This is a genomic window from Streptomyces sp. NBC_00193, assembly GCF_026342735.1.
Classification (GTDB): domain Bacteria; phylum Actinomycetota; class Actinomycetes; order Streptomycetales; family Streptomycetaceae; genus Streptomyces; species Streptomyces stoeckheimensis.
Genome location: NZ_JAPEMM010000001.1, coordinates 6,157,250 through 6,178,843, shown reverse-complemented (window position 1 = coordinate 6,178,843; position 21,594 = coordinate 6,157,250). Strand labels below are relative to the sequence as shown.

At 72.5% G+C, this 21,594-nt stretch carries 17 protein-coding genes and 1 pseudogene; 8 read left to right on the top strand and 10 right to left on the bottom strand.

Annotated features, from left to right (window positions below; translation table 11 throughout):
• Positions 1-183: 183 nt before the first annotated feature.
• Positions 184-984: a crotonase/enoyl-CoA hydratase family protein gene (locus tag OG898_RS27690; protein WP_250739189.1), complete on the bottom strand. Its 801-nt coding sequence runs from the start codon at positions 982-984 to the stop codon at positions 184-186.
• Positions 985-1,158: 174 nt separating this feature from the next.
• Here OG898_RS27690 and OG898_RS27685 point away from each other — a divergent pair, with 174 nt between their 5' ends.
• On the top strand, positions 1,159-2,796 hold the full coding sequence (locus OG898_RS27685) for an acyl-CoA synthetase (protein WP_250739188.1): 1,638 nt from the start codon (positions 1,159-1,161) through the stop codon (positions 2,794-2,796).
• A 104-nt stretch (positions 2,797-2,900) separates the two neighbouring features.
• On the opposite strand, the gene OG898_RS27680 is transcribed toward OG898_RS27685, so the two are convergent.
• Together OG898_RS27680 and OG898_RS27675 are read right to left on the bottom strand one after the other, a co-directional pair.
• Positions 2,901-3,116: a hypothetical protein gene (locus OG898_RS27680; protein ID WP_250739187.1), complete on the bottom strand. Its 216-nt coding sequence runs from the start codon at positions 3,114-3,116 to the stop codon at positions 2,901-2,903.
• A gap of 66 nt (positions 3,117-3,182) precedes the next feature.
• Positions 3,183-4,073, bottom strand: a complete 891-nt coding sequence (locus tag OG898_RS27675; RefSeq protein ID WP_250739186.1) for an alpha/beta fold hydrolase — start codon at positions 4,071-4,073, stop codon at positions 3,183-3,185.
• A gap of 107 nt (positions 4,074-4,180) precedes the next feature.
• Here OG898_RS27675 and paaK point away from each other — a divergent pair, with 107 nt between their 5' ends.
• From paaK to OG898_RS27660, 3 genes are all read left to right on the top strand, one after another.
• On the top strand, positions 4,181-5,482 hold the full coding sequence (gene paaK / locus OG898_RS27670) for a phenylacetate--CoA ligase PaaK (RefSeq protein ID WP_266959928.1): 1,302 nt from the start codon (positions 4,181-4,183) through the stop codon (positions 5,480-5,482).
• A 91-nt stretch (positions 5,483-5,573) separates the two neighbouring features.
• On the top strand, positions 5,574-6,404 hold the full coding sequence (locus OG898_RS27665; RefSeq protein ID WP_250739185.1) for a YhjD/YihY/BrkB family envelope integrity protein: 831 nt from the start codon (positions 5,574-5,576) through the stop codon (positions 6,402-6,404).
• Between the two features lie 218 nt (positions 6,405-6,622).
• Complete coding sequence (locus OG898_RS27660) at positions 6,623-7,798, top strand: hypothetical protein (RefSeq protein WP_266959925.1); 1,176 nt, start codon at positions 6,623-6,625, stop codon at positions 7,796-7,798.
• Between the two features lie 34 nt (positions 7,799-7,832).
• Here the strand turns inward: OG898_RS27660 and OG898_RS27655 are convergent, their stop codons facing one another.
• A complete protein-coding gene (locus OG898_RS27655; RefSeq protein WP_250739183.1) occupies positions 7,833-9,353 on the bottom strand; it encodes a fatty acyl-CoA synthetase in 1,521 nt (506 codons plus the stop codon).
• A gap of 190 nt (positions 9,354-9,543) precedes the next feature.
• Between OG898_RS27655 and OG898_RS27650 the strand changes: the two genes are divergently transcribed.
• Positions 9,544-12,000, top strand: a complete 2,457-nt coding sequence (locus OG898_RS27650; protein WP_266959923.1) for a penicillin acylase family protein — start codon at positions 9,544-9,546, stop codon at positions 11,998-12,000.
• Between the two features lie 69 nt (positions 12,001-12,069).
• Here OG898_RS27650 and OG898_RS27645 read toward each other — a convergent pair whose 3' ends face one another.
• The 3 genes from OG898_RS27645 to OG898_RS27635 all read right to left on the bottom strand — a co-directional run bounded on the left by OG898_RS27645 (position 12,070) and on the right by OG898_RS27635 (position 16,026).
• On the bottom strand, positions 12,070-13,209 hold the full coding sequence (locus OG898_RS27645; RefSeq protein WP_250739181.1) for a calcium:proton antiporter: 1,140 nt from the start codon (positions 13,207-13,209) through the stop codon (positions 12,070-12,072).
• Positions 13,210-13,345: 136 nt separating this feature from the next.
• A complete protein-coding gene (locus OG898_RS27640) occupies positions 13,346-14,899 on the bottom strand; it encodes an acyl-CoA synthetase (RefSeq protein WP_266959920.1) in 1,554 nt (517 codons plus the stop codon).
• Positions 14,900-14,919: 20 nt separating this feature from the next.
• Entirely contained in the window at positions 14,920-16,026 is a 1,107-nt protein-coding gene (locus OG898_RS27635; RefSeq protein WP_250739178.1) for a nitronate monooxygenase family protein, read from the bottom strand.
• 145 nt (positions 16,027-16,171) lie between these two features.
• Between OG898_RS27635 and OG898_RS27630 the strand changes: the two genes are divergently transcribed.
• Entirely contained in the window at positions 16,172-18,127 is a 1,956-nt protein-coding gene (locus tag OG898_RS27630; protein ID WP_266959918.1) for a serine hydrolase, read from the top strand.
• A gap of 38 nt (positions 18,128-18,165) precedes the next feature.
• Here the strand turns inward: OG898_RS27630 and OG898_RS27625 are convergent, their stop codons facing one another.
• The gene (locus OG898_RS27625) at positions 18,166-18,690 is read right to left on the bottom strand and encodes a CGNR zinc finger domain-containing protein (RefSeq protein WP_250739174.1); all 525 of its coding nucleotides are present in this window, start codon (positions 18,688-18,690) and stop codon (positions 18,166-18,168) included.
• Between the two features lie 25 nt (positions 18,691-18,715).
• On the opposite strand from OG898_RS27625, the gene OG898_RS27620 reads away from it, so the two are divergent.
• The gene (locus OG898_RS27620) at positions 18,716-19,384 is read left to right on the top strand and encodes a LysE family translocator (RefSeq protein ID WP_266959916.1); all 669 of its coding nucleotides are present in this window, start codon (positions 18,716-18,718) and stop codon (positions 19,382-19,384) included.
• Positions 19,385-19,386: 2 nt separating this feature from the next.
• Here the strand turns inward: OG898_RS27620 and OG898_RS27615 are convergent.
• Both OG898_RS27615 and OG898_RS27610 read right to left on the bottom strand, forming a co-directional pair.
• Positions 19,387-19,506 (bottom strand): annotated as a pseudogene (locus OG898_RS27615) (transcriptional regulator); the annotation flags it as partial.
• A gap of 70 nt (positions 19,507-19,576) precedes the next feature.
• On the bottom strand, positions 19,577-20,275 hold the full coding sequence (locus tag OG898_RS27610; RefSeq protein WP_266959914.1) for a TetR/AcrR family transcriptional regulator: 699 nt from the start codon (positions 20,273-20,275) through the stop codon (positions 19,577-19,579).
• Between the two features lie 82 nt (positions 20,276-20,357).
• Here OG898_RS27610 and OG898_RS27605 point away from each other — a divergent pair, with 82 nt between their 5' ends.
• Complete coding sequence (locus OG898_RS27605) at positions 20,358-21,521, top strand: FAD-dependent monooxygenase (protein ID WP_266959912.1); 1,164 nt, start codon at positions 20,358-20,360, stop codon at positions 21,519-21,521.
• Positions 21,522-21,594 lie beyond the last annotated feature (73 nt).

The following is a 21,594-nucleotide window of genomic DNA, read 5'->3' as shown; positions in this document are numbered from 1 at the left end:
GCGGGGCACTTCCTGCCCCACCGGGCGAATCAGGCTCTGCCGGGGCGAATCGGGGCCACTTCGGCCCCTCCGGCGTTTGAGGAGCAGGGGACCGGTCCCCGGCAACGGCGCCGCACCCGTGCACACGGCCCGGCACCACGGACACGGGCCCGGCCAGGGCAACCGCGGCCGGCCGCAACCGGACTACTCCCGCCGGTACAGCGCGGGCCGCTTCTCGGCGAACGCCCGCGCCCCCTCCTTCGCGTCGGCGGTGTCGAAGATCGGCCACCCCCGCAGCAGCTCCGCCGCGAGCCCCTCCGACTCCGTCATCTCGGCCGTCTCGTAGACGGAGGCCTTGACCGCCTCCACCGCCAGCGGCCCGCACGCGTTGATCCGCTCCGCGATCTCCAGCGCCGCGGCCAGCGCCGTCCCGTCCGGGACCACCCGCCCGACGAGCCCGATCCGCGCCGCCTCCTCGGCCGCGTACGGCCGCCCGGTCAGCAGCATCTCCAGCGCGTGCGTCCGCGGGATCTGCCGCGGCAGCCGTACCGTCGAGCCGCCGATCGGGAAGAGCCCCCGCTTGACCTCGAACAGTCCGAAGGTGGCCCCCTCCCCCGCGACCCGGATGTCGGTCCCCTGGAGGATCTCCGTACCGCCGGCCACGCAGTAGCCCTCGACCGCCGCGATGATCGGCTTGCGGGGCCGGTGATGGCGCAGCATCGCCTTCCAGTGCAGGTCGGGGTCGGCCTTGAGCCGGTCCCGGTACTGGTCGCCCGCCATGCCCTTGCCGGCCAGCGCCTTCAGGTCCATGCCGGCGCAGAAGTCCCCGCCGGCCCCCGTCAGCACCACCGAGCGGATCGTGTCGTCCGCGTCGGCCTCCAGCCAGCCGTCGTACAGCCCCACCAGCAGCGGCAGCGAGAGCGCGTTCTTCGCCTCGGGCCTGTTCATGGTGAGCACCAGCGTGGCTCCGTGGCGTTCCACGGTCAGGTGTTCTGTCCCACCCATTGCCGTCCTCCCGTCTCAAGACCTAGAACAGGTTGCAGGAGGGGCGGGTGCAGTTCAATAGTTTTCTGACACCCAGTCAGATTTCTTGGACGGTCCCCTTCCCTGTTGGGGTTGGCGACGCTCTAATGACCGCCGAGCAGACCAGCCATGGGATTTTCTGGGTCAGGAGGACCGGTGGAGTACAACATTGCCGACCTGTTCGAGTCGGTCGTGGACGTGGTCCCGGACCGCGAGGCCCTCGTGTACGTGGACCACCCCGGGACCGGCGCCGAGCGCCGCCTCACGTACGCGGAGCTGGACGCGGCGGCCAACCGCATCGCGCACCATCTACTGGACAGCGGCCTGAAGGCCGGTGAGCACCTGGGCCTGCACCTCTACAACGGCGTCGAGTACCTCCAGACGGTCATCGCCTGCCTGAAGGCCCGCCTGGTGCCGGTGAACGTGAACTACCGGTACGTGGAGGAGGAGCTCGTCTACCTCTACAACGACGCCGACCTCGCCGCGCTCGTCTTCGAGGGCGAGTTCACCGAGCGGGTCGCGGCGGCCCTCCCGCAGACGACCAAGCTCCGTCACCTGATCCGCGTCGGGCCGACCCCCGAAGGGGCCCCGGAGCCCGCGATCGCGCCGGTCGCGTACGCCGACGCGGAGGCGGCCGGCTCGCCCGGCCGCGGATTCGCGCCCCGCTCCCCCGACGACCTGTTCATCATCTACACGGGCGGCACCACCGGCATGCCCAAGGGCGTCATGTGGCGCGCCGAGGACCTCTTCTTCGCCGGCCTCTTCGGCGGCGAACCGACCGGCGAACCGGTGAAGCGGCCGGAGGAACTGGCCGAGCGGGTCGCGTCGAAGGGCGCCGGGCTCACCTTCTTCCCCGCACCGCCGCTGATGCACGGCACGTCCACGCTGACGTCCTTCATCGCCTTCAACTACGGGCAGCGGGTGGTCATCCACCGCAAGTACGCGCCCGAGGAGGTACTGCGCACGATCGAGAAGGAGAAGGTCTCCAGCGTCTCGCTGGTGGGCGACGCGATGCTGCGGCCGCTCATCGACGCCCTCAACGGACCCCTGAAGGGCACCGACCTGTCCTCCCTCTTCAGCGTCTCCTCCTCCGGCGCGATCATGTCGGAGACGGTGCGCGCCGAGTTCCAGGCGCTCGTCCCGAACGTGATGCTCCTGAACAACTTCGGCTCGTCCGAGTCCGGCTCGAACGGCCGCGCGACGAACGACTCCAGCCCGGAGAAGGGCTTCCGGCTGGAGGTCAACGAGCGTACGCAGGTGGTCGACCCGGTGACCCACGAGCCGGTGCCGGTCGGCGAACCGGGACGGCTCGCACAGCGCGGGTACGTACCGCTGGGCTACTACAACGACCCCGTCAAGACCGCCGAAACCTTCTTCCAGAAGGGATCCGAGCGGTGGGTGCTGCTCGGTGACATGGCGACCGTGGACGAGCAGGGCATCGTCACCGTCCTCGGCCGCGGCTCGCAGTGCATCAACACGGGCGGCGAGAAGGTGTACCCGGAGGAGGTCGAGCAGGCGCTGAAGTCCCACCCGGACGTCTACGACGCCCTGGTCGCCGGGGTCGCGGACCCGAAGTGGGGCAGCCACGTGGCGGCCGTGGTCCAGATCCGGGAGGGCGCCGCCGACCCGACGCTGGACGAGATACAGGACCACTGCCGCACCAAGCTGGCGGGTTACAAGATCCCGCGCCAGCTCGTCATCGCCCCCGCCATCCAGCGCTCACCGAGCGGCAAGGCGGACTACCGGTGGGCGAAGTCGGTGGCCACGGAGGCGGACGCGGACGCCGCGAGCTGACCCCGCACGGCGCGCACGCCCGCGGGCCGGGACCCTGAGAGGTCCCGGCCCGCGGGCGTTCTTCGTCCGCCCGCACGCTCCGGTGCTCGTGGAGGGGCGGCACCTCAGAGCTTGGTACGCAGTTCGGCCGCCAGGGTGCGGGTCCAGGTGGCCAGCTCCGACCGGTCCGCGCCCTGGCCCAGGACATCGGCCTGGGCGTCGTCGAGCCGCAGCGGGCCGGGGTCCTCCAGCAGGTGGGCCACTTCGGCGAGCAGTCCGGCCAGGCGCCGCGCGCCCGGGGCGCCGAGCCGCACCGAGACCGCGGGGTCGATGACGGGCATGGCCGCCGCCTCCCTTCGCCAGGGGCGTCTGCTTCGACCGTACGCCCGCGGCACGGCGGTCGCCGCTCAGGCCCCGGTGGCCAGGAACCGTTCGACGCGGTCCGCGAACCACCGGGGCTCGTCCAGCCAGGGGAAGTGCCCGCCGCCCCGCTGTACGTCGGTGACGCCCCGCGCGAAGAGCTCCGCGAGCCGGGCGGCGAGGGCCGGGGAGGGGTTGGAGTCCAGCTCCCCGGCCAGGACCAGCACTTCGCCGGCGAAGCGGCCGAGCGCGGCCCGGGTGGCGGGCGGGTCGAAGGCGCCCGGGCCGGCGAAGGCGGCGGAGGCCTCGGTGTTCTTCTGGACCGGGCTCAGTGCCGCGTGGGCGCGCGCCGTCTCGTCCCAGCGTCCGTAGGCGAGGGGCATCGCAGCCATCCAGTCGGCCTCGCCGGGGTTCTCGCCCGCGGCGATGGCGGCGAGCGCCCGCTGGTAGGCCGCGATGGCCGTGTCGTAGGGCTCCCTGCCGGCTCTCCGGCGGATGTCCGCGAGGCGGCTTTCCGGGGATTCGGCGAGGTCCACGGCCCAGCAGGTCGGCGTGATCAGGGCCAGTCGGCGCACCCGCTGCGGGTGCGCCGCCGTGTAGAGCAGGGCCAGGTTGCCTGAGGCGGAGTGGGCGAGCAGGTCGGCGCGCTCCAGGCCGAGGTGACGGCGCAGCGCCTCGACGTCCGCCACCTGGTGGTCGACCCGGTACGTCGAGGTGTCGGCCGGGACCGCGGAGTCCCCGGTGCCCCGCAGGTCGAGCAGGATCAGCCGGCGTCCGGCGGACAGCCCGCCGAGGTCGCCCAGGTAGGCGGAGGCCCGCATGGCGCCGCCGGGGAGGCAGAGGAGCGGCTCGCCTTCACCCTGGACGTGGTACGCGAGTTCGGTTCCGTCGTGGGTGGTGAACGTAAAAGTGCAGGTGGAGGGTGTGGTGGTCGCCATGGGCGCAATCTCAGCAGACGATCACTCGTTCGAGTAATTGATTTGGCCACCGAGGTCCGGCAATGTACCGAATGATCGGTCGGTTGACTCGGAATGGGGTGGGCGGCATGGGTACGGACTCGACGGACGCGATGGACGCGGGCGAGCGGATGGGCCGGGACGAGCTGGCGGCGCTCCAGTTGACCCGGCTGCGGGCGACCTTGCGCCGGGCGTACGACCGGGTGCCCTTCTACCGGCAGGCCTTCGACAAGGCCGGCCTGCATCCCGACGACTGCCGCTCCCTCGCCGATCTCGCCCTGTTCCCCTTCACGACCAAGTCCGATCTGCGCGACCAGTACCCCTTCGGGATGTTCGCCGTACCGCGCTCCGAGGTCCGCCGCATCCACGCGTCCAGCGGGACCACGGGCCGGCCGACCGTCGTCGGGTACACCGACGGGGACCTCTCCACCTGGGCGGACGTCGTCGCCCGCTCGATCCGCGCGGCGGGCGGCAGACAGGGCCAGATCGTCCACATCGCCTACGGGTACGGACTGTTCACCGGCGGCCTGGGCGCCCACTACGGCGCGGAGCGCCTGGGCTGCACGGTCGTGCCCGCCTCGGGCGGGATGACGGACCGCCAGGTCCGGCTGATCCAGGACTTCCGGCCGGAGGTCATCATGGTGACCCCCTCCTACATGCTGACCCTGCTGGACGAGATGGAGCGCCAGGGCATCGACCCGCGCACCACCTCGCTCCGTACGGGGATCTTCGGCGCCGAGCCGTGGACGGAGGAGATGCGCCGCGAGATCGAGGAGCGCCTGGACATCGACGCGGTGGACATATACGGGCTCTCGGAGGTGATGGGCCCGGGTGTCGCACAGGAGTTCGCCGAGACCAAGGACGGGCTCCACATATGGGAGGACCACTTCTACCCGGAGGTGGTCGACCCGCTGACGGGCGCCGTGCTGCCGGAGGGGGAGGCCGGGGAGCTGGTCTTCACCTCGCTCACCAAGGAGGCGATGCCCGTCATCCGCTACCGCACCAGGGACCTGACGCGGCTGCTTCCCGGCACCGTCCGGCCGGCCTTCCGCCGGATGGAGAAGATCACCGGCCGCAGCGACGACATGATCATCCTGCGCGGGGTGAACCTCTATCCCACCCAGATCGAGGAGGTGCTCCTGCGGACCCCTGACCTGGCTCCGCACTTCCAGCTCCGCCTGACCCGGCAGGGACGGCTGGACGCCCTGACGGTACGGGTGGAGGCGCGCCGCGGGAGCGACGCGGGCCGGCGGGAGGCCGCGGCGGCTTCGGTGGTGCGGGCCGTCAAGGAGGGCATCGGCGTCTCGGTCGCGGTGGAGGTGGTCGATCCGGAGACGCTGGAGCGGTCGGTCGGCAAGATCAAGCGGCTGGTGGACCTCCGGGGGGCCTGAGGCAGGCCGGGCCGCGGTCGGATCCACCCCTTCGGGCCCACTCGGGGGTCCTCCCGGGAAGGCGCGGGCCCATCCGGGTAGGGACAGAGGCGTGACCTCGACCTATCGGCGGATCCACGACCGGCTCCAGGCCTCCCAGGCCGGGCTGGCGTGGAGCCGTGGCCGGGAGATGGAGCTGATGCACCGGGCCATGGGCTTCGCCGCCCTCGGCTTCCTCACCCTGGTGCCGCTGCTCGTCGTCGTCGCGGCCGCCGCGCCGGGCAGCGGCTCGGGCTTCGGCCGCTGGCTCGGTCAGGCCCTCGGGGTGACGGAGTTCTCCCGGGAGCGGGTGGAGATGCTGTTCGGCGCCGCGGACCTCGCGCTGGAGCGGACCACCGCCTTCGGTCTCGCCGCCCTCGCGGTCTTCGGCCTGACCTTCGGCTCCGCCGTGCAGACCGGGTACGAGAAGGTCTGGGACCTGCCGACGGCCCGCTGGCACACCATGTGGCGGCACGTCGTCTGGCTCGCCCTGCTGGTCTGCTACCTCGGGCTGCTGGTCCTCATCCCCGCCCCGTCGCACGACGCGCCCGGCACGATCCTGGGCACCACGGGCGATCTCATCGGGACCTGCCTGTTCTTCTGGACCTCCCAGTGGATCCTCCTCGGCGGCCGGGTGCGCTGGCGCGCCCTGCTCCCGGGGGCCGCGTGCACCAGTCTCGGCCTCCTCGGGCTGCGGGTCTTCTCGCAGCTGGTGTTCTCTCCCCTGATCGCCTCCAACGCCGTGACGTACGGCCCCTTCGGCACCCTCCTGGTCGTCCAGTCCTGGCTGGTCGGCGTCGGCTTCGTGGTCTACGGCGGCGCTCTGGTCGGCCGCCTCTTCCACGAGCACCTCGTCCTGCGCCGCCTCCGGGCCACGGAACTCGCGGAGGACCGGGAGCCGTAGCTCCGGACGGCTCGGACGCAGTCCGGATTTCCGCCCGGCTTCCGAAGTCCCGGCCCGACGACACCGACACACCCGAACTCCGGAAATGGGCACCACCGCACAAAAGAATTACCGGACAGGGCGATATTCCCGGTGCGCCTAGAAAAGGATGGATGTTGATCTGATGTAAACAATGAGCGGATCGCCCCCCGGCGTCTCCCCCGAAAAGGAGTCAGACAATGAGGCCACTGCGCCGCCCCCGCCAGGCCACCGCCCTGCTCGCCGCGCCCGCGTTCGCACTCACTGTCGCCGGCCTGGCCGCCACCCCCGCTCACGCGGCCACCATCAGCGTCGCCTGCTCCCCCGCCGCCCTCATTCAGGCCATCGCCACCGCCAACAGCACCCCCTCCACCTCCGACACCCTCAACCTCGCCCGCGACTGCACCTACACCTTCACCGAGCAGATCGCCGGCCCCGGTCACGCCGCGCTCCCCCAGATCACCAGCTCCGTCACCATCAACGGACGCGACGCCACCCTCACCCGGGACGAAAGCACCGACAACGAATTCCGTTTCTTCACCCTCCCCCCTACCAGCCGCGGGAACCTGAAGCTCCGGGACATTGCCCTCACCAACGCCCAGGCCGGCGCAGGCGCCCAGGGCGGGGCCATCCAGCTGGGATTCGGCACCGTTGTTTCCCTTACCGACACCCGCCTCACCGGCAATGGCTCCAGCAATGGGGGCGGCGCCATCAACAACAGCAACGGAACCCTCCGCGTCGAACGTTCCTACTTCAAGGGCAACAGCACCGAAGCCGGCCACGGCGGTGCCATCCTGAGCAGCGGCGCCACCCGCGTGGACCACAGTGTCTTCATCAACAACTCCACCGGCCCCGTCAGCGGTGGCAACGGCGGAGCCATCGCGCACACCAGCATCACCGCACCCTTCACCGTGACCTCGAGCATCCTCACCGGCAACGAGGCAAAGGGCCTGGGGGGCGCCGTCCACACCAGCAGTTCCTCGGCGACCATCTCCGACAGCCAGATCCGCAGCAACGACGCGCGGACCGGCGGGGGCATCGCCAACTTCGGCACGCTCACCATCAACATGCTCACCACCATCCGTGGCAACACCGCGAGCTTCTCCGGTGGCGGCATCTACAACTTTGGAACGCTCAATACCCGCAACGTCGTCATCGACAGGAACGCAGTCACCCAAGGAACCGGCGGCGGCCTCCACAACCAGGGCGACGTCACGCTCACCGACTCCCGTGTCACGGGCAATAACGCGGCCTACGGCCCCGCCGGCCTCCACAACGAAGGCGGGACCGCCACGCTCAACCACACCAACATCTCCAACAACAACCCCAGTAACTGCGATCCCTCGAACCCCGCCGTCACCGGCTGCACCCGGTAGGTCGGCCCACGCCCGAGGGCCTCAGGAAGGACGGTCAGGACGGGTTCGAGAAGCGGTCGCGCAGGGTGCGCTTGAGGATCTTGCCGCTCGCGTTGCGGGGGAGGGCGTCCACGAAGAGGATCCGCTTCGGGGCCTTGAAGTGGGCCAGCTTCTCGCGGGCGTAGGCCAGGAGTTCCGCTTCCGTCACCCCGTCGCGCGGGACCACCACTGCCGTGACGGCCTCGATCCACCGCTCGTCCGGCAGGCCGACGACCGCAGCCTCGGCCACGCCCGGGTGGGTGTACAGCACGTCCTCGACCTGCCGTGAGGCGACGAGTACCCCGCCCGAGTTGATGACGTCCTTCACCCGGTCCACGACCGTGAAGTACCCCTCAGGGTCCCGGACCGCCAGGTCGCCGGAGCGGAACCACCCGTCCCGGAAGGCCTTCTTCGTGGCCTCCGCGTCGTTCCAGTAGCCCAGGCAGAGCTGCGGGGAGCGGTAGACGACCTCGCCCGCCGTGCCGTCCGGCACCTCGGCCCCGTCCTCGTCGACGACCCGCGCCTCCACGTGGTGGACCGGCCGGCCGCACGAGTCCATCCGCCCCTCGTGCTCCTCCGGCCGCAGCACCGTGGCCAGCGGGCCGATCTCGCTCTGGCCGAAGCAGTTGTAGAAGCCGAGTCCGGGCAGCCGCGCCCGCAGCCGTTCCAGGACCGGCACCGGCATGATCGAGGCCCCGTAGTACGCCTTGCGCAGGGCCGACAGGTCACGGACGGCGAAGTCCGCGAAATCGGGGTGGTTGGCCAGCCCGATCCACACCGTCGGCGGCGCGAACAGGCTGTCCGCCTCCCCCGCCTCCACCAGGTCGAAGATCTCCTCCGCGACCGGCGCGTCCACGATCGTGTTCCGGGCGCCCACCGCCAGGTACGGCAGCAGGAAGACGTGCATCTGCGCCGAGTGGTAGAGCGGCAGGGAGTGCACCGGCAGATCGGCCTCCGCCAGGTCCAGGGCCGCGATCGCGCTCTCGTACTCGTGGCAGAGCGCCTCGTGCGTCATCATCGCCCCCTTCGGCAGGGCGGTGGTCCCGGAGGTGTACAGCAGCTGCGCCAGCCGGGACGGGTCCCCGGAGCGGGCGGGCTCCGCCGGTTCGGCCGGCTCCGCCAGGTCGGACAGGAAGGAGCCGGGCGCGTCGCGCAGCGGGCGTACGGGGAACCCGTCGGGGACCCGGCCTGCGAGGTCGGGGTCCGCGAGGACGAGCGTGCTCCCGGAGTTCTCCAGGATGTACGCGAGGTCCTCCCCGGTGAGGTTCTGGTTGACGGGGACGTGCGTGAGCCCGGCCCGCGCGCAGGCGAGGAAGGCCATGAGATAGGCATCGGAGTTGTGCCCGAAGGTCGCGACCCGGTCCCCCTCGGCCAGCCCGTAGCGCCCGCGCAGCACGGCCGCGCCCGTGGAGACGGCCACGTCCAGTTCCGCGTAGGTCCAGGTCCGTTCGCGGTAGCGGACCGCGATCCGGTCCGGGACGCGCCGCGCGCTGTCGTGGAGCAGTCCGTCGACCGTGTTCTTCCGCACCGGGGTCATGGCGGGATCTTCGTCTGCGCGGACGGCGAGGTCAATGACCCGGGCGCCGCGGATGCCGGGCCGGAACACGCCGGGATACCAAACGGCATGTTGACACGACGTCAGGTGGCCTGCATGAGTGTGGGGGCACACCAGCACCACCCGTCCGCACGGGCGATCGCGCCCGTCCGCAGGCTACTTGGGAGGTACGTTGCGCCTTCTCCACGGACGCCGTCGCGCCCGCCCGCTCCTCCGCCGTCTCGCCCTCACCGGCACCGCACTGCTGGCCGCCGCCTCTGCGATACCCGAGGCCGCCGCCTCGGACCAGGGCTCCGGCCCGTCCGGCGGCGGCCTGTCCGCCGTCATCCGGTACACCGAGAACGGGATCCCGCACATCCTGGCCCGGGACTACGCCCACCTCGGATTCGGCACCGGGTGGGCGCAGGCCGCCGACCAGGTGTGCGTGCTCGCCGACGGGTTCCTGACCGTCTCCGGGGAGCGTTCGCGGTGGTTCGGCGCGGAGGCCGTGCCCGACGGTTCGCTCTCCTCCGCCTCCGGGAACCTCTCCAGCGACCTGTTCTTCAAGGGCGTGCGCGACTCCGGCACCGTGGAGAAGCTGCTGGCCGTGTCCGCGCCGGCCGGGCCGGGCAAGGAGGTCAAGGAGCTGATGCGGGGCTGGGCCGCCGGCTACAACGCCTGGCTGGCGCAGAACGAGATCACCGACCCGGCCTGCAAGGGCGCCGGGTGGGTGCGCCCGGTCACCGCCACCGACGTCGCCGCCCGCGGCCTGGCCGTCTCGGTCCTCGGCGGCCAGGGTCGCGCCGTCGACGGCATCACCTCGGCGCGCCCCCCGGGCACGGCGGCCGCCCCGGCCGCCGCGGCCGCCGACGACACAGCCGGCATCGATCCCGCGGCCGCCGCGGAGGCGGCCCGCGCGTTCTTCGACACCGCCCGCTACGACATGGGCTCCAACGCGGTGGCCTTCGCCGGCTCCACCACCGCGAACGGGTCGGGCCTGCTCCTCGGCAACCCGCACTATCCGTGGCAGGGGGGCCGCCGGTTCTGGCAGTCGCAGCAGACCATCCCCGGCGAGCTGAACGTCTCGGGCGGCTCGCTGCTCGGCACCACCGTGGTGAACATCGGCTTCAACGAGAAGGTCGCCTGGAGCCACACCGTGGCCACCGGCACCCCCGTCAACCTGCACCAACTGGCCCTCGACCCGGCCGACCCGACCGCCTATCTGGTGGACGGCAAGCCGGAGAAGATGACCACGCGCACCGTCAGCGTCCAGGTCGCGGGCGGCGCCCCGGTCACCCGGACCCAGTGGTGGACCCGGTACGGTCCCGTCCTGTCGGGCCTCGGCGGCGGCCTCCCGCTGCCCTGGACCACGACCACCGCCTACGCACTGGCCGACCCCAACGCCGTGAACCTGCGCGGCTCCGACACGGCCCTGGCCATGGGCAGGGCCCGCTCGGTCGCCGGCGTGCAGGACGCCCTGCGGCGCACCCAGGGCCTGCCCTGGGTCAACACGGTGGCCGCCGACTCGGCGGGCGGCACCCTCTTCACCCAGTCCCAGGTGCTCCCCCGGATCACGGACGAGCTCGCCGCGCGCTGCTCGACCCCGCTGGGCAGGGCCACGTACCCCTCCTCGGGGCTGGCGGTGCTGGACGGTTCGCGCGGTGACTGCGCGCCCGGCTCCGATCCGGACGCGGTCCAGCCCGGGATCTTCGGCCCGGGCAGGGCGCCGACGCTGCGCGACGCCGCGTACGCCGAGAACTCCAACGACAGCGCCTGGCTGGCCAACGCGGAGCAGCCGCTCACCGGCTACGAGCGGATCTGGGGCACGGTCGGAACTCCGCGCTCGCTGCGGACCCGGGGCGCCCTGGAGGACGTCTCCGCGATGGCCGGCCGGGGCGGGCTGAGGGTGGCGGACCTGCAGGAGCAGCAGTTCGCGAACCGGGTCCCGGCCGGTGATCTGGCGGCGGCCGACGCGGCGGGGGCCTGCGCGGCCCTGCCGGGCGGGACTGCCACGGGCAGCGACGGCGCCGCCGTGGACGTGTCGGCGGCCTGCGGGGTGCTGGCGGCCTGGGACCGCAAGGCCGACAGCACGAGCCGCGGCGCGCTGCTGTTCGACCGGTTCTGGCGGAAGCTGACCGCGGGCACGGCGGCCAAGGACCTGTGGCTGGTGCCCTTCGACGCGGCCGATCCGGTACGGACGCCCCGCACGCTCAACCGGGCGGCGCCCGGGATCGGACGGGCCCTCGCGGACACGGTCACGGAGCTGAGGGCGGCGGGCATCGCTCCGGACGCCCCGCTCGGGGAGCACCAGTTCGTGGTGCGCGGCGGGCAGAAGCTGCCGGTGGGCGGCGGAACGGAGGCCCTGGGCGTCTGGAACAAGATCGAGGCTCCGTGGAACACGGCGGGTGGGGGCTACCCGGAGGTCGCGCACGGCTCCAGCCACATCCAGGCGGTCGGCTGGGACGGCGGCCGCTGCCCGGTCGCGCGCACGCTGCTGACGTACAGCCAGTCCTCGAACCCGAATTCCCCGCACTCCGCCGACCAGACCCGGCTCTTCTCCGGGGAGCGCTGGGTGAAGGCACGGTTCTGCGAGCGGGACATCCTCACCTCGCCGCGGCTGAAGGTGGTCTGGCCGCGCGAGCGGCGCTGAGCTCGGACGCGCGTACGGCCGGCCGCTGCCCGCAGGGGCGGTGGCCGGCCGTACGGGGTCGCGGCGCGCTCAGGGACTGACGGCGAGGAAGAGGTAGGCGGCCAGCAGCACGAGGTGTACGCCGCCCTGCAGCAGGGTGGCACGGCCCGGGACGATGGTGAGGGCGCTGACGACGATGGTCAGGGCGAGCAGCACCATGTGCAGCGGTTCGAGCCCGAGCAGCAGGGGGCCGGAGAGCCATACGGAGGCGAGGGCGATGGCCGGGATGGTCAGGCCGATGCTGGCGATGGCGGAGCCGTAGGCGAGGTTGAGGCTGGTCTGCACCCGGTCGCGGCGGGCGGCGCGGACGGCGGCCAGGGTCTCGGGCGCCAGCACGAGCAGGGCGATGATCACACCGACCACGGCGTAGGGCAGGCCGAGGTCCGCGACTCCGCGTTCGATGGTCGGGGAGACCGCCTTGGCGTTTCCGACGACGGCGACGAGGGCGACGAGCAGCAGCCCGAGGCTGATCAGGGCGGCGCGGGCGGTGGGCGGTTCGGCGTGCTCGTCGTCTTCGCCGGTGGCCGCGGCGGCGGCCGCCTGCGCGGCCTCCTTGCGGATCCGCTTGGTGTCGACGGGCAGGAAGTAGTCGCGGTGGCGGACCGTCTGGACGGCGACGAACAGGCCGTAGAGGGCGAGCGAGGCGGTGGCGGCGAAGGCGAGCTGGGCCGTGGAGAACTCGGGGCCGGGCTTGGAGGTGGTGAAGGTGGGGAGCACGAGGCTGAGCACGGCGAGCGTGGCGACGGTGGCCAGGGCCGCGCCCGAACCCTCGGCGTTGAAGACGGCGACGCGGTTGCGCAGGGCCCCGACGAGCAGGGACAGGCCGACGATGCCGTTGCACGTGATCATGACGGCGGCGAAGACGGTGTCGCGGGCGAGGGAGGAGGTCTTGTCCCCGCCGTCGGCCAGCAGGGTGACGATGAGGGCCACTTCGATGACGGTGACCGCGACGGCGAGGACGAGCGAGCCGAAGGGTTCGCCGACCCGGTGCGCGACGACCTCGGCGTGGTGGACGGCCGCCAGCACCGCACCGGCCAGGCAGAGCGCCACCAGGGCCACGGCGAGCGTGGGCAGGTCGCGTCCCCAGCTGAAGACGAGCGCGACGAGCGCCACCACGGGGACCACGACGGTCCAGTCGGTCAGGGGTGATCTGTGCGTTGCCGTACTCATATCAGCCAACTTGCCAGAACTGTTGCGCTTGTGCGGTGCAACAGCCGCCCTCACGCCCCTGACGTGGCACTTCTCACGAAACTCCGGGCGTGGCGGACGGCCGGGGCGGGCCGGCCCCGCAAGGCCGGCCCGGTCCTCACATCGCGCGCTCGTGGCCCTCCCAGTACGGCTCGCGCAGCCGGCGCTTGTACAGCTTGCCGTTGGGGTCGCGCGGCATCGTCTCGATGAAGTCCACGGTCTTGGGCCGCTTGTACCCGGCCAGTTGCCGCTCGCAGTGGTTCAGGATCTCCGCCGCCAGCGCGTCGCTCGCCGCGAAGCCCTCGGCCGGTTCGATGACCGCCTTGACCTCCTCGCCCCAGGAGGGGTGCGGGATGCCGAAGGCGGCGGCGTCCGCGACCGCCGGATGGGTGAGCAGCGCGGATTCGATCTCGGCCGGGTAGATGTTCACCCCGCCCGAGATGATCATGTCGATCTTGCGGTCGCGGAGGAAGAGGTAGCCCTCCTCGTCCATCAGTCCGAGGTCGCCGACGGTGAAGAAGTCGCCGATGCGGTTCTTCTTCGTCTTGCCCTCGTCCTTGTGGTAGCTGAAGCCGCCGGTCTTCATCTGCATGTAGACGGTGCCCAGTTCACCGGGCGGCAGCCGGTTGCCGTCGTCGTCGAAGATGGCGAGTTCGCTGATCGGCCAGGCCTTGCCGACGGTCCCGGGCTTCTTCAGCCAGTCCTCGGCCGTCGCGAAGGCGCCACCGCCCTCGCTCGCCGCGTAGTACTCCTCCACGCAACTGCCCCACCACTCGATCATCGCCCGCTTCACGTGGTCGGGGCAGGGCGCGGCGCCGTGGATGGCGTGCCGCATGGAGGTGACGTCGTACGCGTCCTTCGTCTCCTGCGGGAGCGCGAGGAGCCGGTGGAACTGGGTCGGGACCATGTGGGTGTGCGTGCAGGCGTGCGCGTCGATCAGGCGCAGCATCTCCTCGGCGGTCCACTTGTCCATCAGGACCAGCGGGTGCCCGATGTGCAGGGCCGCGGCGGCGAACTGCAGGACGGCCGTGTGGTAGAGCGGCGAGCACACCAGGTGGACGTTGTCGTCGAAGGCGCGGATGCTGAAGATGCCGAGGAAGCCGCCGAGGTACGTCTCCTCCGGGAGCTTGCCCGGCAGCGGGCGGCGGATGCCGCGCGGCCGGCCGGTGGTGCCGGAGGTGTAGTTCATGACCCAGCCGAGCGTGCGGTCGGCGGGGGCGGTGTCCGGCTGCCCGTCGAGCAGTTCGCCGTACGAGCGGAAGCCCGCGACGGCTCCGACCGCGTACCGCTGGCTCGCGGGCAGGCCCGCCTCGTCGGCCGCGGCGGTGGCGGCGTCGGCGAACCGCTCGTGGGCGATGAGGACCTTGGCGCCGGAGTCGGAGACGATCCAGGCGATCTCGGGGCCGACGAGGTGGTGATTGACCGGGACGAGGTAGAAGCCGGCCTGGGAGGCGGCGAGGTAGGCGGTGAAGAACTCGACGCTGTTGGGCAGGACGACCGCGAAGACGTCGCCCTTCTCCAGTCCGGCGGCGCGCAGGCCGTGGACGAGGCGGTTGACGTCGGCGTGCAGCCGGGCCGCGGACCAGGTCTCGCCCTCGGGGGTGATGAGGACGGTGCGCTCGGGGTCGGCGACGGCCTGGGCCCAGAAGCCGTTGGGGGGTGTGTCGGTCATCGTGTCCACTCCTCAGTTCCTCAGGCCCGGCCGGCGATGCGGTTGATGCGGTCGATGGCGCGCTCGAAGCCGCTGGTGAGGTCGTCGAAGACGGCCTGCACGCTGCGCTCGCTGTTCATCCGGCCGACGATCTGCCCGACGGGGGTGCCGAGCAGCGGCTGGACCTCGTACTTCTGGATGCGGGACACGGCCTCCGCGACGAGAAGTCCCTGCAGGGGCATCGGCAGTGCGCCGGGGCCCTCCGGGTCGTCCCAGGCGTCGGTCCACTCGGTGCGCAGCTGCCGGGCGGGCTTGCCGGTCAGTGCGCGGGAGCGGACGGTGTCGCCGGAACCGGCGGAGAGGAGCTTCTGGGTGAGGGCGCGGGAGTGCATGTCGGCCTCGGTGGTGGTCAGCCAGAGGGATCCGAGCCAGGCGCCCTGGGCGCCGAGGGCCAGTCCGGCGGCGATCTGCTCGCCGCTGCCGATGCCGCCGGCGGCGAGGACCGGGAGCGGGGCGACGGCCTCGACCACCTCGGGCACCAGCACCATGGTGGCGATGTCGCCGGTGTGTCCGCCCGCCTCGTAGCCCTGGGCGACGACGATGTCGATGCCGGCCTCGGCGTGCCGGCGGGCGTGCTTGGCGCTGCCGGCGAGGGCGGCGACGAGGACGCCGTGTTCGTGGGCGCGCGCGATGACGTCGGCGGGCGGGGAACCGAGGGCGTTCGCCAGGAGTTTGATGGGGTAGTCGAAGGCGACGTCGAGCTGGTTGCGGGCGACCTGTTCCATCCAGCCGGTGATGCGCCAGCCGGAGGCCTCGCCCTCCGGGAGTTCGGGTACGTGGTGTTTGGCGAGGGTGTCGCGGACGTACTCCCGGTGCGCGGCCGGGATCATCGCCTCGATGTCGGCTTCGCTGACGCCGTCGACTGCCTTCTTCGCGGGCATGACCACGTCGAGCCCGTAGGGCTTGCCGTCGGTGTGCTCCTGCATCCAGTCGAGGTCGCGCTTCAGGTCGTCGGGGGCGGTGTAGCGGACCGCCCCGAGCACCCCGAACCCGCCCGCGCGGGTGATGGCAGCGGCCACCGCCGGGAAGGGCGTGAAGCCGAAGATGGCGTGCTCTATTCCCAGTTTTCTGCTCAGCTCCGTCTCCATGGGCGGCAGGATGCCGCAGCCCGGCCTCCGAGGGAAGGGGTTTTCTGATGCAGCGTCAGATTCTTTGCCGGCCGGTCGCCGCGGGGCCCGCGTCGTGAGCGGGCAGATACTCGGGAGGGCACGGCGGCGGACGGGAGGACCGGTCATGAAGGCACCAGGGGCAGCCGGGAACGACGGTGGCACGAAGGGCTCCGGCACGACCGGCCCGACGGCGTACGACGACGGCAGCGGAAGGGGCGACAGCGGCAGCGGCAGGGGCGGCAGCGGGCCGGGGGCGGAGGGCGGCGGCGGGCCCGGGGCGCAGGCCGGCGGCGGGCCCGGGCGCGGGCTCAGTCGGCGGCGGCTCGGGGCGCGGCTGTTGGCGCTGGGCGGCGTGCTCGTGCTCCAGGCCGCGCTGCCCGGGTCCGCGGGGGCCGCCGGGGGGCCGGCCGAGCGGCGCGCGCTCCAGGGACTGCGGCTGCGGTACGGGTCCGCCCGCCAGGCCGGGCTGTTGGAGAGGCATCTCGAAGGGGTGGCGGACGAGGCGCGGCGCTTCCTCGACCCCTCCCCCGAACACCCTTACTACGCCGGGGCCGTGGTCCTCGCCGGCCGGGGCCGCACCGTGGCGCTGCACCGGGCGATGGGCGACGCCGTGCGGTACGCCGACTACGACGGCCGCACCGACCGGGTCCGGGAGTTCCCGGCCGCGCAGCGGATCGCGATGGCCGAGGACACGGTCTTCGACCTGGCCTCCCTCTCGAAGCTGTTCACCTCGCTGCTGGCGGTGCAGCAGATGGAGCGCGGGCGGCTGGAGCTGGAGGCTCCGGTGCACCGGTACCTGCCCGAGTTCACGGGCGGGGGCAAGGAGTCGATCACCGTACGCCAACTCCTCACGCACACCTCGGGGCTGCGGTCCTGGGCCCCCTTCTACCAGGAGCCGACGCGGGCGGGTCAGTTGAGGCTGCTGTGGTCGGTGAGGCCCCAGGAGACCCCGGGGACGGTCTACCGGTACTCCGACCTGAACCTCATCGCCCTCCAGCTGCTCTTGGAACGGATCACCGGTCACACTTTGGACCTCCTGCTCCAGGACGAGATCACTGCTCCGCTCGGGATGCACCGCACTCGTTACAACCCACCGCTCTCCTGGCGCCGGGTCACGGCCGCCACCGAAGTGCAGCGCCCGCCCTGGTCCGGGCTGGACCGCGGGCTCGTCTGGGGCGAGGTCCACGACGAGAACGCACACGCGCTGGGCGGCGTCGCCGGCCACGCCGGGGTCTTCGGCACCGCCTGGGACCTGGCGATCCTGGCCCGCACCCTCCTCGACGGCGGGGTCTACGCCGGCAAGCGCATCCTGCGCCCCGCCTCCGTCGAGCTCCTCTTCACCGACTACAACACCGCGTTCCCGGGCGACGACCACGGCCTGGGCTTCGAGCTCTACCAGCACTGGTACATGGGCGCCATGGCCACCCCGCACTCCGCCGGCCACACCGGTTTCACCGGCACCTCCCTGGTCCTGGACCCCTCCACGGACTCCTTCCTGATCCTCCTGGGCAACTCCGTCCACCCCGTGCGCACCTGGCGCGCCGGCAGCGCCCCGCGCGTCGCCGTCGGCAACCGCTTCGCCCGCGCCGTCCCCGTCCGCACGAAACACGGCGGCCCGGCCTGGTACTCCGGCATGGAAACCGGCGGCTCCGGCACCCTGACCCTCCCGCCCCTCACCCCCGCCACCGGAGCCGCCCGGCTGCGCTGCGCACTGTGGTGGGACACCGTGCCCGGCGCGGGAGCACTGCACCTGGAGGCTTCCGCCGACGGGCAGGCCTGGGAGCCGCTCCCCTTCGCCACCGTCCGCACCACCGGCGGAGCCGCCGAACAGTGGCCGCAGGGTTCCGTCTCCGGCTGGTCGGGCCGCATCTGGCACCGACTCGAAGCTCCGCTCGCCGCCTGGGCCGGCCGCGAGGTGCACCTCCGCTTCCGCCACACCGCGCAGGGTCGCTACGTGGGCCGGGGCGCCTACGTGGACGTCCTGCGCGTGTCGGAACCCGCCCGCCTCCTCTTCGCCGAGGACCGCCCCGCGGACTCCTCCCGCATCGAGGCGACGGGCTGGTCCCGCTCGGCGGACTGAAACCTGCACGCCGACCGGTGGTCACGGAGCCGGGGCCCTCATCGCTCGCGCTGACGAGCCCGGTGGCGACGGACGGCGTCCCGGCCGCCGCAGCGCGGTGAGCAGTACCGCTGGGTGCCGTTCCGCGAGGTGTCGACGACGACCTTGGTGCAGGGGTGAGCCGCGCACCGGCCCAGGCGACCCATGCCACGCGTCGTGAGGTGCAGTGCGGTGCCGACGCTGAACACGGCGTGCAGGACTCGTGCCAGGTCGTCGTCGACGTCGCGATAGTGCAGGTGCCAGCCCTCGCCGTTGTGGTCGGTCATGCGTGGATAGGCAGTCGCGGCGGCCATCTGCTCGTTGAGGATCGCCGCCCGCTCGCCCGGGTCGCGGGCGTCGACGACGCGGATCCAGTCGTCGAGCACGGCCCGGCAGCGGACGTGGTCGTCGGGCTTCTCGGGGAAGGGCATCGTCATGCCGAACTCGCGGGTCCGCTCGACGATGCCGTCCCGGGTGCCGGGCCAGTCGTCGGCCAGGGAACGGGCGAGGAGCACGGCGTACTCACCGTAAGGGTTGAGATGCATAAGCCCATTACATCAAGGTGGGGGCATGTCCCTCACCTCCCTGTCCTCGCCCGTGTCCGGTGCGTCCGCCCTCGGCATGGCACTCACCGCGCTGGTCATGGTGCTGACCCCCGGGCCCAACATGATCTACCTCGTTTCGCGCAGCATCAGCCAGGGGCGCGCTGCGGGCCTCGTCTCCCTGGCCGGCACCGGCGTCGGCTTCGTCGTCTACATGCTGATGGGCAACCTCGGCCTCGCGGTCGTGTTCGTCGCCGTGCCCTGGCTGTTCATCGGCTTCAAAACCGCCGGCGTCCTCTACCTGGCCCACCTCGCCTGGCAGGCCCTGCGCCCCGGCGGGCGAGGCATGTTCGAGGTCCGCGACATCCCCCGCGACAGCCCGGCGCGGCTCTTGCGCATGGGGCTGGTGACGAACCTGCTCAACCCCAAGGCCGCGATCATGTACCTGACCCTGATCCCGCAGTTCATCGACCCGCATCGCGGGCATCCGACCGCGCAGGGCCTGACGCTCGGGTCGGTTCAGATCGCGGTGAGCCTGACCGTCAACGCCCTGATCGTCATCGCCGCCGGCGCCATCGCGACCTTCCTCGCCCGACGCCCGAGCTGGGCCACCGTGCAACGCCGCATCACCGGCACCCTCCTGGGCGCCGTGACACTCCTACTCGTCCGCGAGGTACCCACCCGAGCCCGAGCCTGAGGTCAGGCGGAGGCGGCTTGGAGGAGAGTTTCGGCTGCGGTGGTGCGGGCGTAGAGGACGGAGCGGCCGGCGCGGTGGGCGCTGACCAGGCCCGCGTCGCGTAGCGCGGTGAGGTACTTCGCCGTCCTCCCCGGACCTTCGGCCGGGACCCGGACTGCCGCGGCGCAGCCGTTCGGCCCCGGAAGAGACGGCCTAGGCGAGGGCCGCGTCGATCATCCGGCGGGCAACGGCCGTCAGTTCGGCCGGGTCGGGTGCCGGGCGGGTGCGGGCGAGGGCGCCCGCGAGGCGGTCGTAGAGGAGCCCGTCCGCCCACGCGACCAGGAGTTCGGCGGATTCGGCCGGCCGGGCGGCGCCGAGTGCCGCGAGGATTCCGGCGGCCAGGTCGCGCGAGCCGCGGCCGGCCCGGTGGAGTTCCGTCGCGAGCTCCGGGTTCCGTGCGGCCTCCAGGCTCAGTTCGAAGCGCGCCAGTTGCCGGGACCGGCCCGTGGTCAGCCATCGGTACAGCACCGCGGCGACCGCCGCGGCGGCGGCGCCCCGGTCCATCGGTGCAGGCGCGGCGCCCCGGTCCATCGGTGCAGGCGCGGCGCCCCGGTCCATCGGTGCAGGCGCGGCGCCCCGGTCCATCGGTGCAGGCGCGGCGCCCCGGTCCGTCGGTGCGGGCGCGGCGCCGCCGTCGAAGTCGCCGAGGTCCAGCTCGGCCAGCCGCGCGTAGCAGGCGCCGATCAGTGCCGTCCTCGTACGGAAGTAGTACGAGGTACTGCCCGCCGGAAGCCCGGCCGCGCCGTCGACCGCCCGGTGGGTCAGGCCCCTCAGCCCGGCGGCGGCCACCAGCTCGATGGCGCTGTCCGCGATCAGGGTTCTGCGGTCGCTGCCGCGTTCGGGTGCACTCATACCGTCACTCTACAAGTGTAGAGTGACGGCCATACCGCCCTCTACATTTGTAGAGGGCGTGGTCGAACGAGGGAGGACTGTCATGACCCGACGTCATGCGGTGGTCGCGGGTGCGGGGATCGGCGGACTCTCGGTGGCGGTGGCCCTGCACCGTCGCGGTTGGGAGGTCACCGTCTGCGAACGCGCCGCAGCGCCTTCCGCCGTCGGCGCGGGGATCGTCCTCGCCCCCAACGCCCTGCGCGCCTTCGACGCGATCGGCTTCGACGCCGCCCGCGCGACGGGGCACGCCGCCCCTGCCGCGATGGACCTGCGCCGCCCCGGCGGCCGCCTGCTGAGCCGCGCGGACTGCGCCGCGCTGACCGCCCGGTACGGCCGGCCCCCGCTCGCCGTGCACCGCCCGTCCCTCTCCGCCGCCCTGGCCGCCGAGCTCCCCGAGGGGGCAATCCGGTACGGCACGGCAGTCACCGCCGTCGACGACACGGGCGACGCGGGCGGCCGTCCCGTCGTCCACACCTCGGCCGGCGTCCTCACCCCCGATGTCGTCATCGCCGCCGACGGCATCCACAGCCCGATCCGCCGCCAGTACTTCCCCGCCCATCCCGGCCTGCACTACAGCGGGGAGACCGCCTGGCGGACCGTCCTGGCGGCCGGCGGGCCGCCCGTGCACGCCGCCACCGAGACCTGGGGCCGCGGGGAGCGCTTCGGCGTCGTCCCGCTCGCCGACGGGCGCGTGTACGTCTACGCCACCGCGGTCGTCCCCGAGGGCCACCGGCCGGACGACGTCCAGGCCGAACTCCTGCGCCGCTACGGCACCTGGCACGATCCGATCCCGGCCCTGCTGGAACGGATCGACCCGGCGGCCGTGCTCCAGCACGACCTGTACGACCTCGCCGCCCCGCTCCCCCGGTTCCATCAGGGCCGGCTGGCGTGGCTCGGCGACGCGGCGCACGCCATGACCCCCAACCTCGGCCAGGGCGGCTGCCAGGCCGTCGAGGACGCCGCCGTCCTCGCGCACCTGCTGGAGGGGGCCGACGTACGGGCCGCCCTGGCCGCCTACAGTGCGGCCCGCTGCGCGCGCACCGACGCCCTGCGCGTCCGCTCCCGCCGTGCGGGCCGGGTCGCCGCGCTGACGCACCCCCTCGCGGTGGCCGCCCGCGACCTCGCCGTCCGCGCCACCCCGGCCCGCGCCACGCGGCGCGCCCTGGACGACCTGTTCGCCTTCGACGGGTTCGGGCTTCCGGAATAGGGAACACGCCCAGGGGCGACAGGGCCGTGCCCTGTGACGCCCACACTCGTTGTTGTGGTTCGTTGACCGTTCA

Bases quoted from the DNA above. Each gene is read 5' to 3' on its own strand.
- OG898_RS27625 (WP_250739174.1), bottom strand. From the start codon at position 18,690: ATGCATCTCAACCCTTACGGTGAGTACGCCGTGCTCCTCGCCCGTTCC.
- OG898_RS27690 (WP_250739189.1), bottom strand. From the start codon at position 984: ATGGGTGGGACAGAACACCTGACCGTGGAACGCCACGGAGCCACGCTG.
- OG898_RS27655 (WP_250739183.1), bottom strand. From the start codon at position 9,353: ATGACCCCGGTGCGGAAGAACACGGTCGACGGACTGCTCCACGACAGC.
- paaK (WP_266959928.1), top strand. From the start codon at position 4,181: ATGGGTACGGACTCGACGGACGCGATGGACGCGGGCGAGCGGATGGGC.
- OG898_RS27675 (WP_250739186.1), bottom strand. From the start codon at position 4,073: ATGGCGACCACCACACCCTCCACCTGCACTTTTACGTTCACCACCCAC.
- OG898_RS27660 (WP_266959925.1), top strand. From the start codon at position 6,623: ATGAGGCCACTGCGCCGCCCCCGCCAGGCCACCGCCCTGCTCGCCGCG.
- OG898_RS27645 (WP_250739181.1), bottom strand. From the start codon at position 13,209: ATGAGTACGGCAACGCACAGATCACCCCTGACCGACTGGACCGTCGTG.
- OG898_RS27640 (WP_266959920.1), bottom strand. From the start codon at position 14,899: ATGACCGACACACCCCCCAACGGCTTCTGGGCCCAGGCCGTCGCCGAC.
- OG898_RS27680 (WP_250739187.1), bottom strand. From the start codon at position 3,116: ATGCCCGTCATCGACCCCGCGGTCTCGGTGCGGCTCGGCGCCCCGGGC.
- OG898_RS27610 (WP_266959914.1), bottom strand. From the start codon at position 20,275: ATGAGTGCACCCGAACGCGGCAGCGACCGCAGAACCCTGATCGCGGAC.
- OG898_RS27605 (WP_266959912.1), top strand. From the start codon at position 20,358: ATGACCCGACGTCATGCGGTGGTCGCGGGTGCGGGGATCGGCGGACTC.
- OG898_RS27630 (WP_266959918.1), top strand. From the start codon at position 16,172: ATGAAGGCACCAGGGGCAGCCGGGAACGACGGTGGCACGAAGGGCTCC.
- OG898_RS27620 (WP_266959916.1), top strand. From the start codon at position 18,716: ATGTCCCTCACCTCCCTGTCCTCGCCCGTGTCCGGTGCGTCCGCCCTC.
- OG898_RS27635 (WP_250739178.1), bottom strand. From the start codon at position 16,026: ATGGAGACGGAGCTGAGCAGAAAACTGGGAATAGAGCACGCCATCTTC.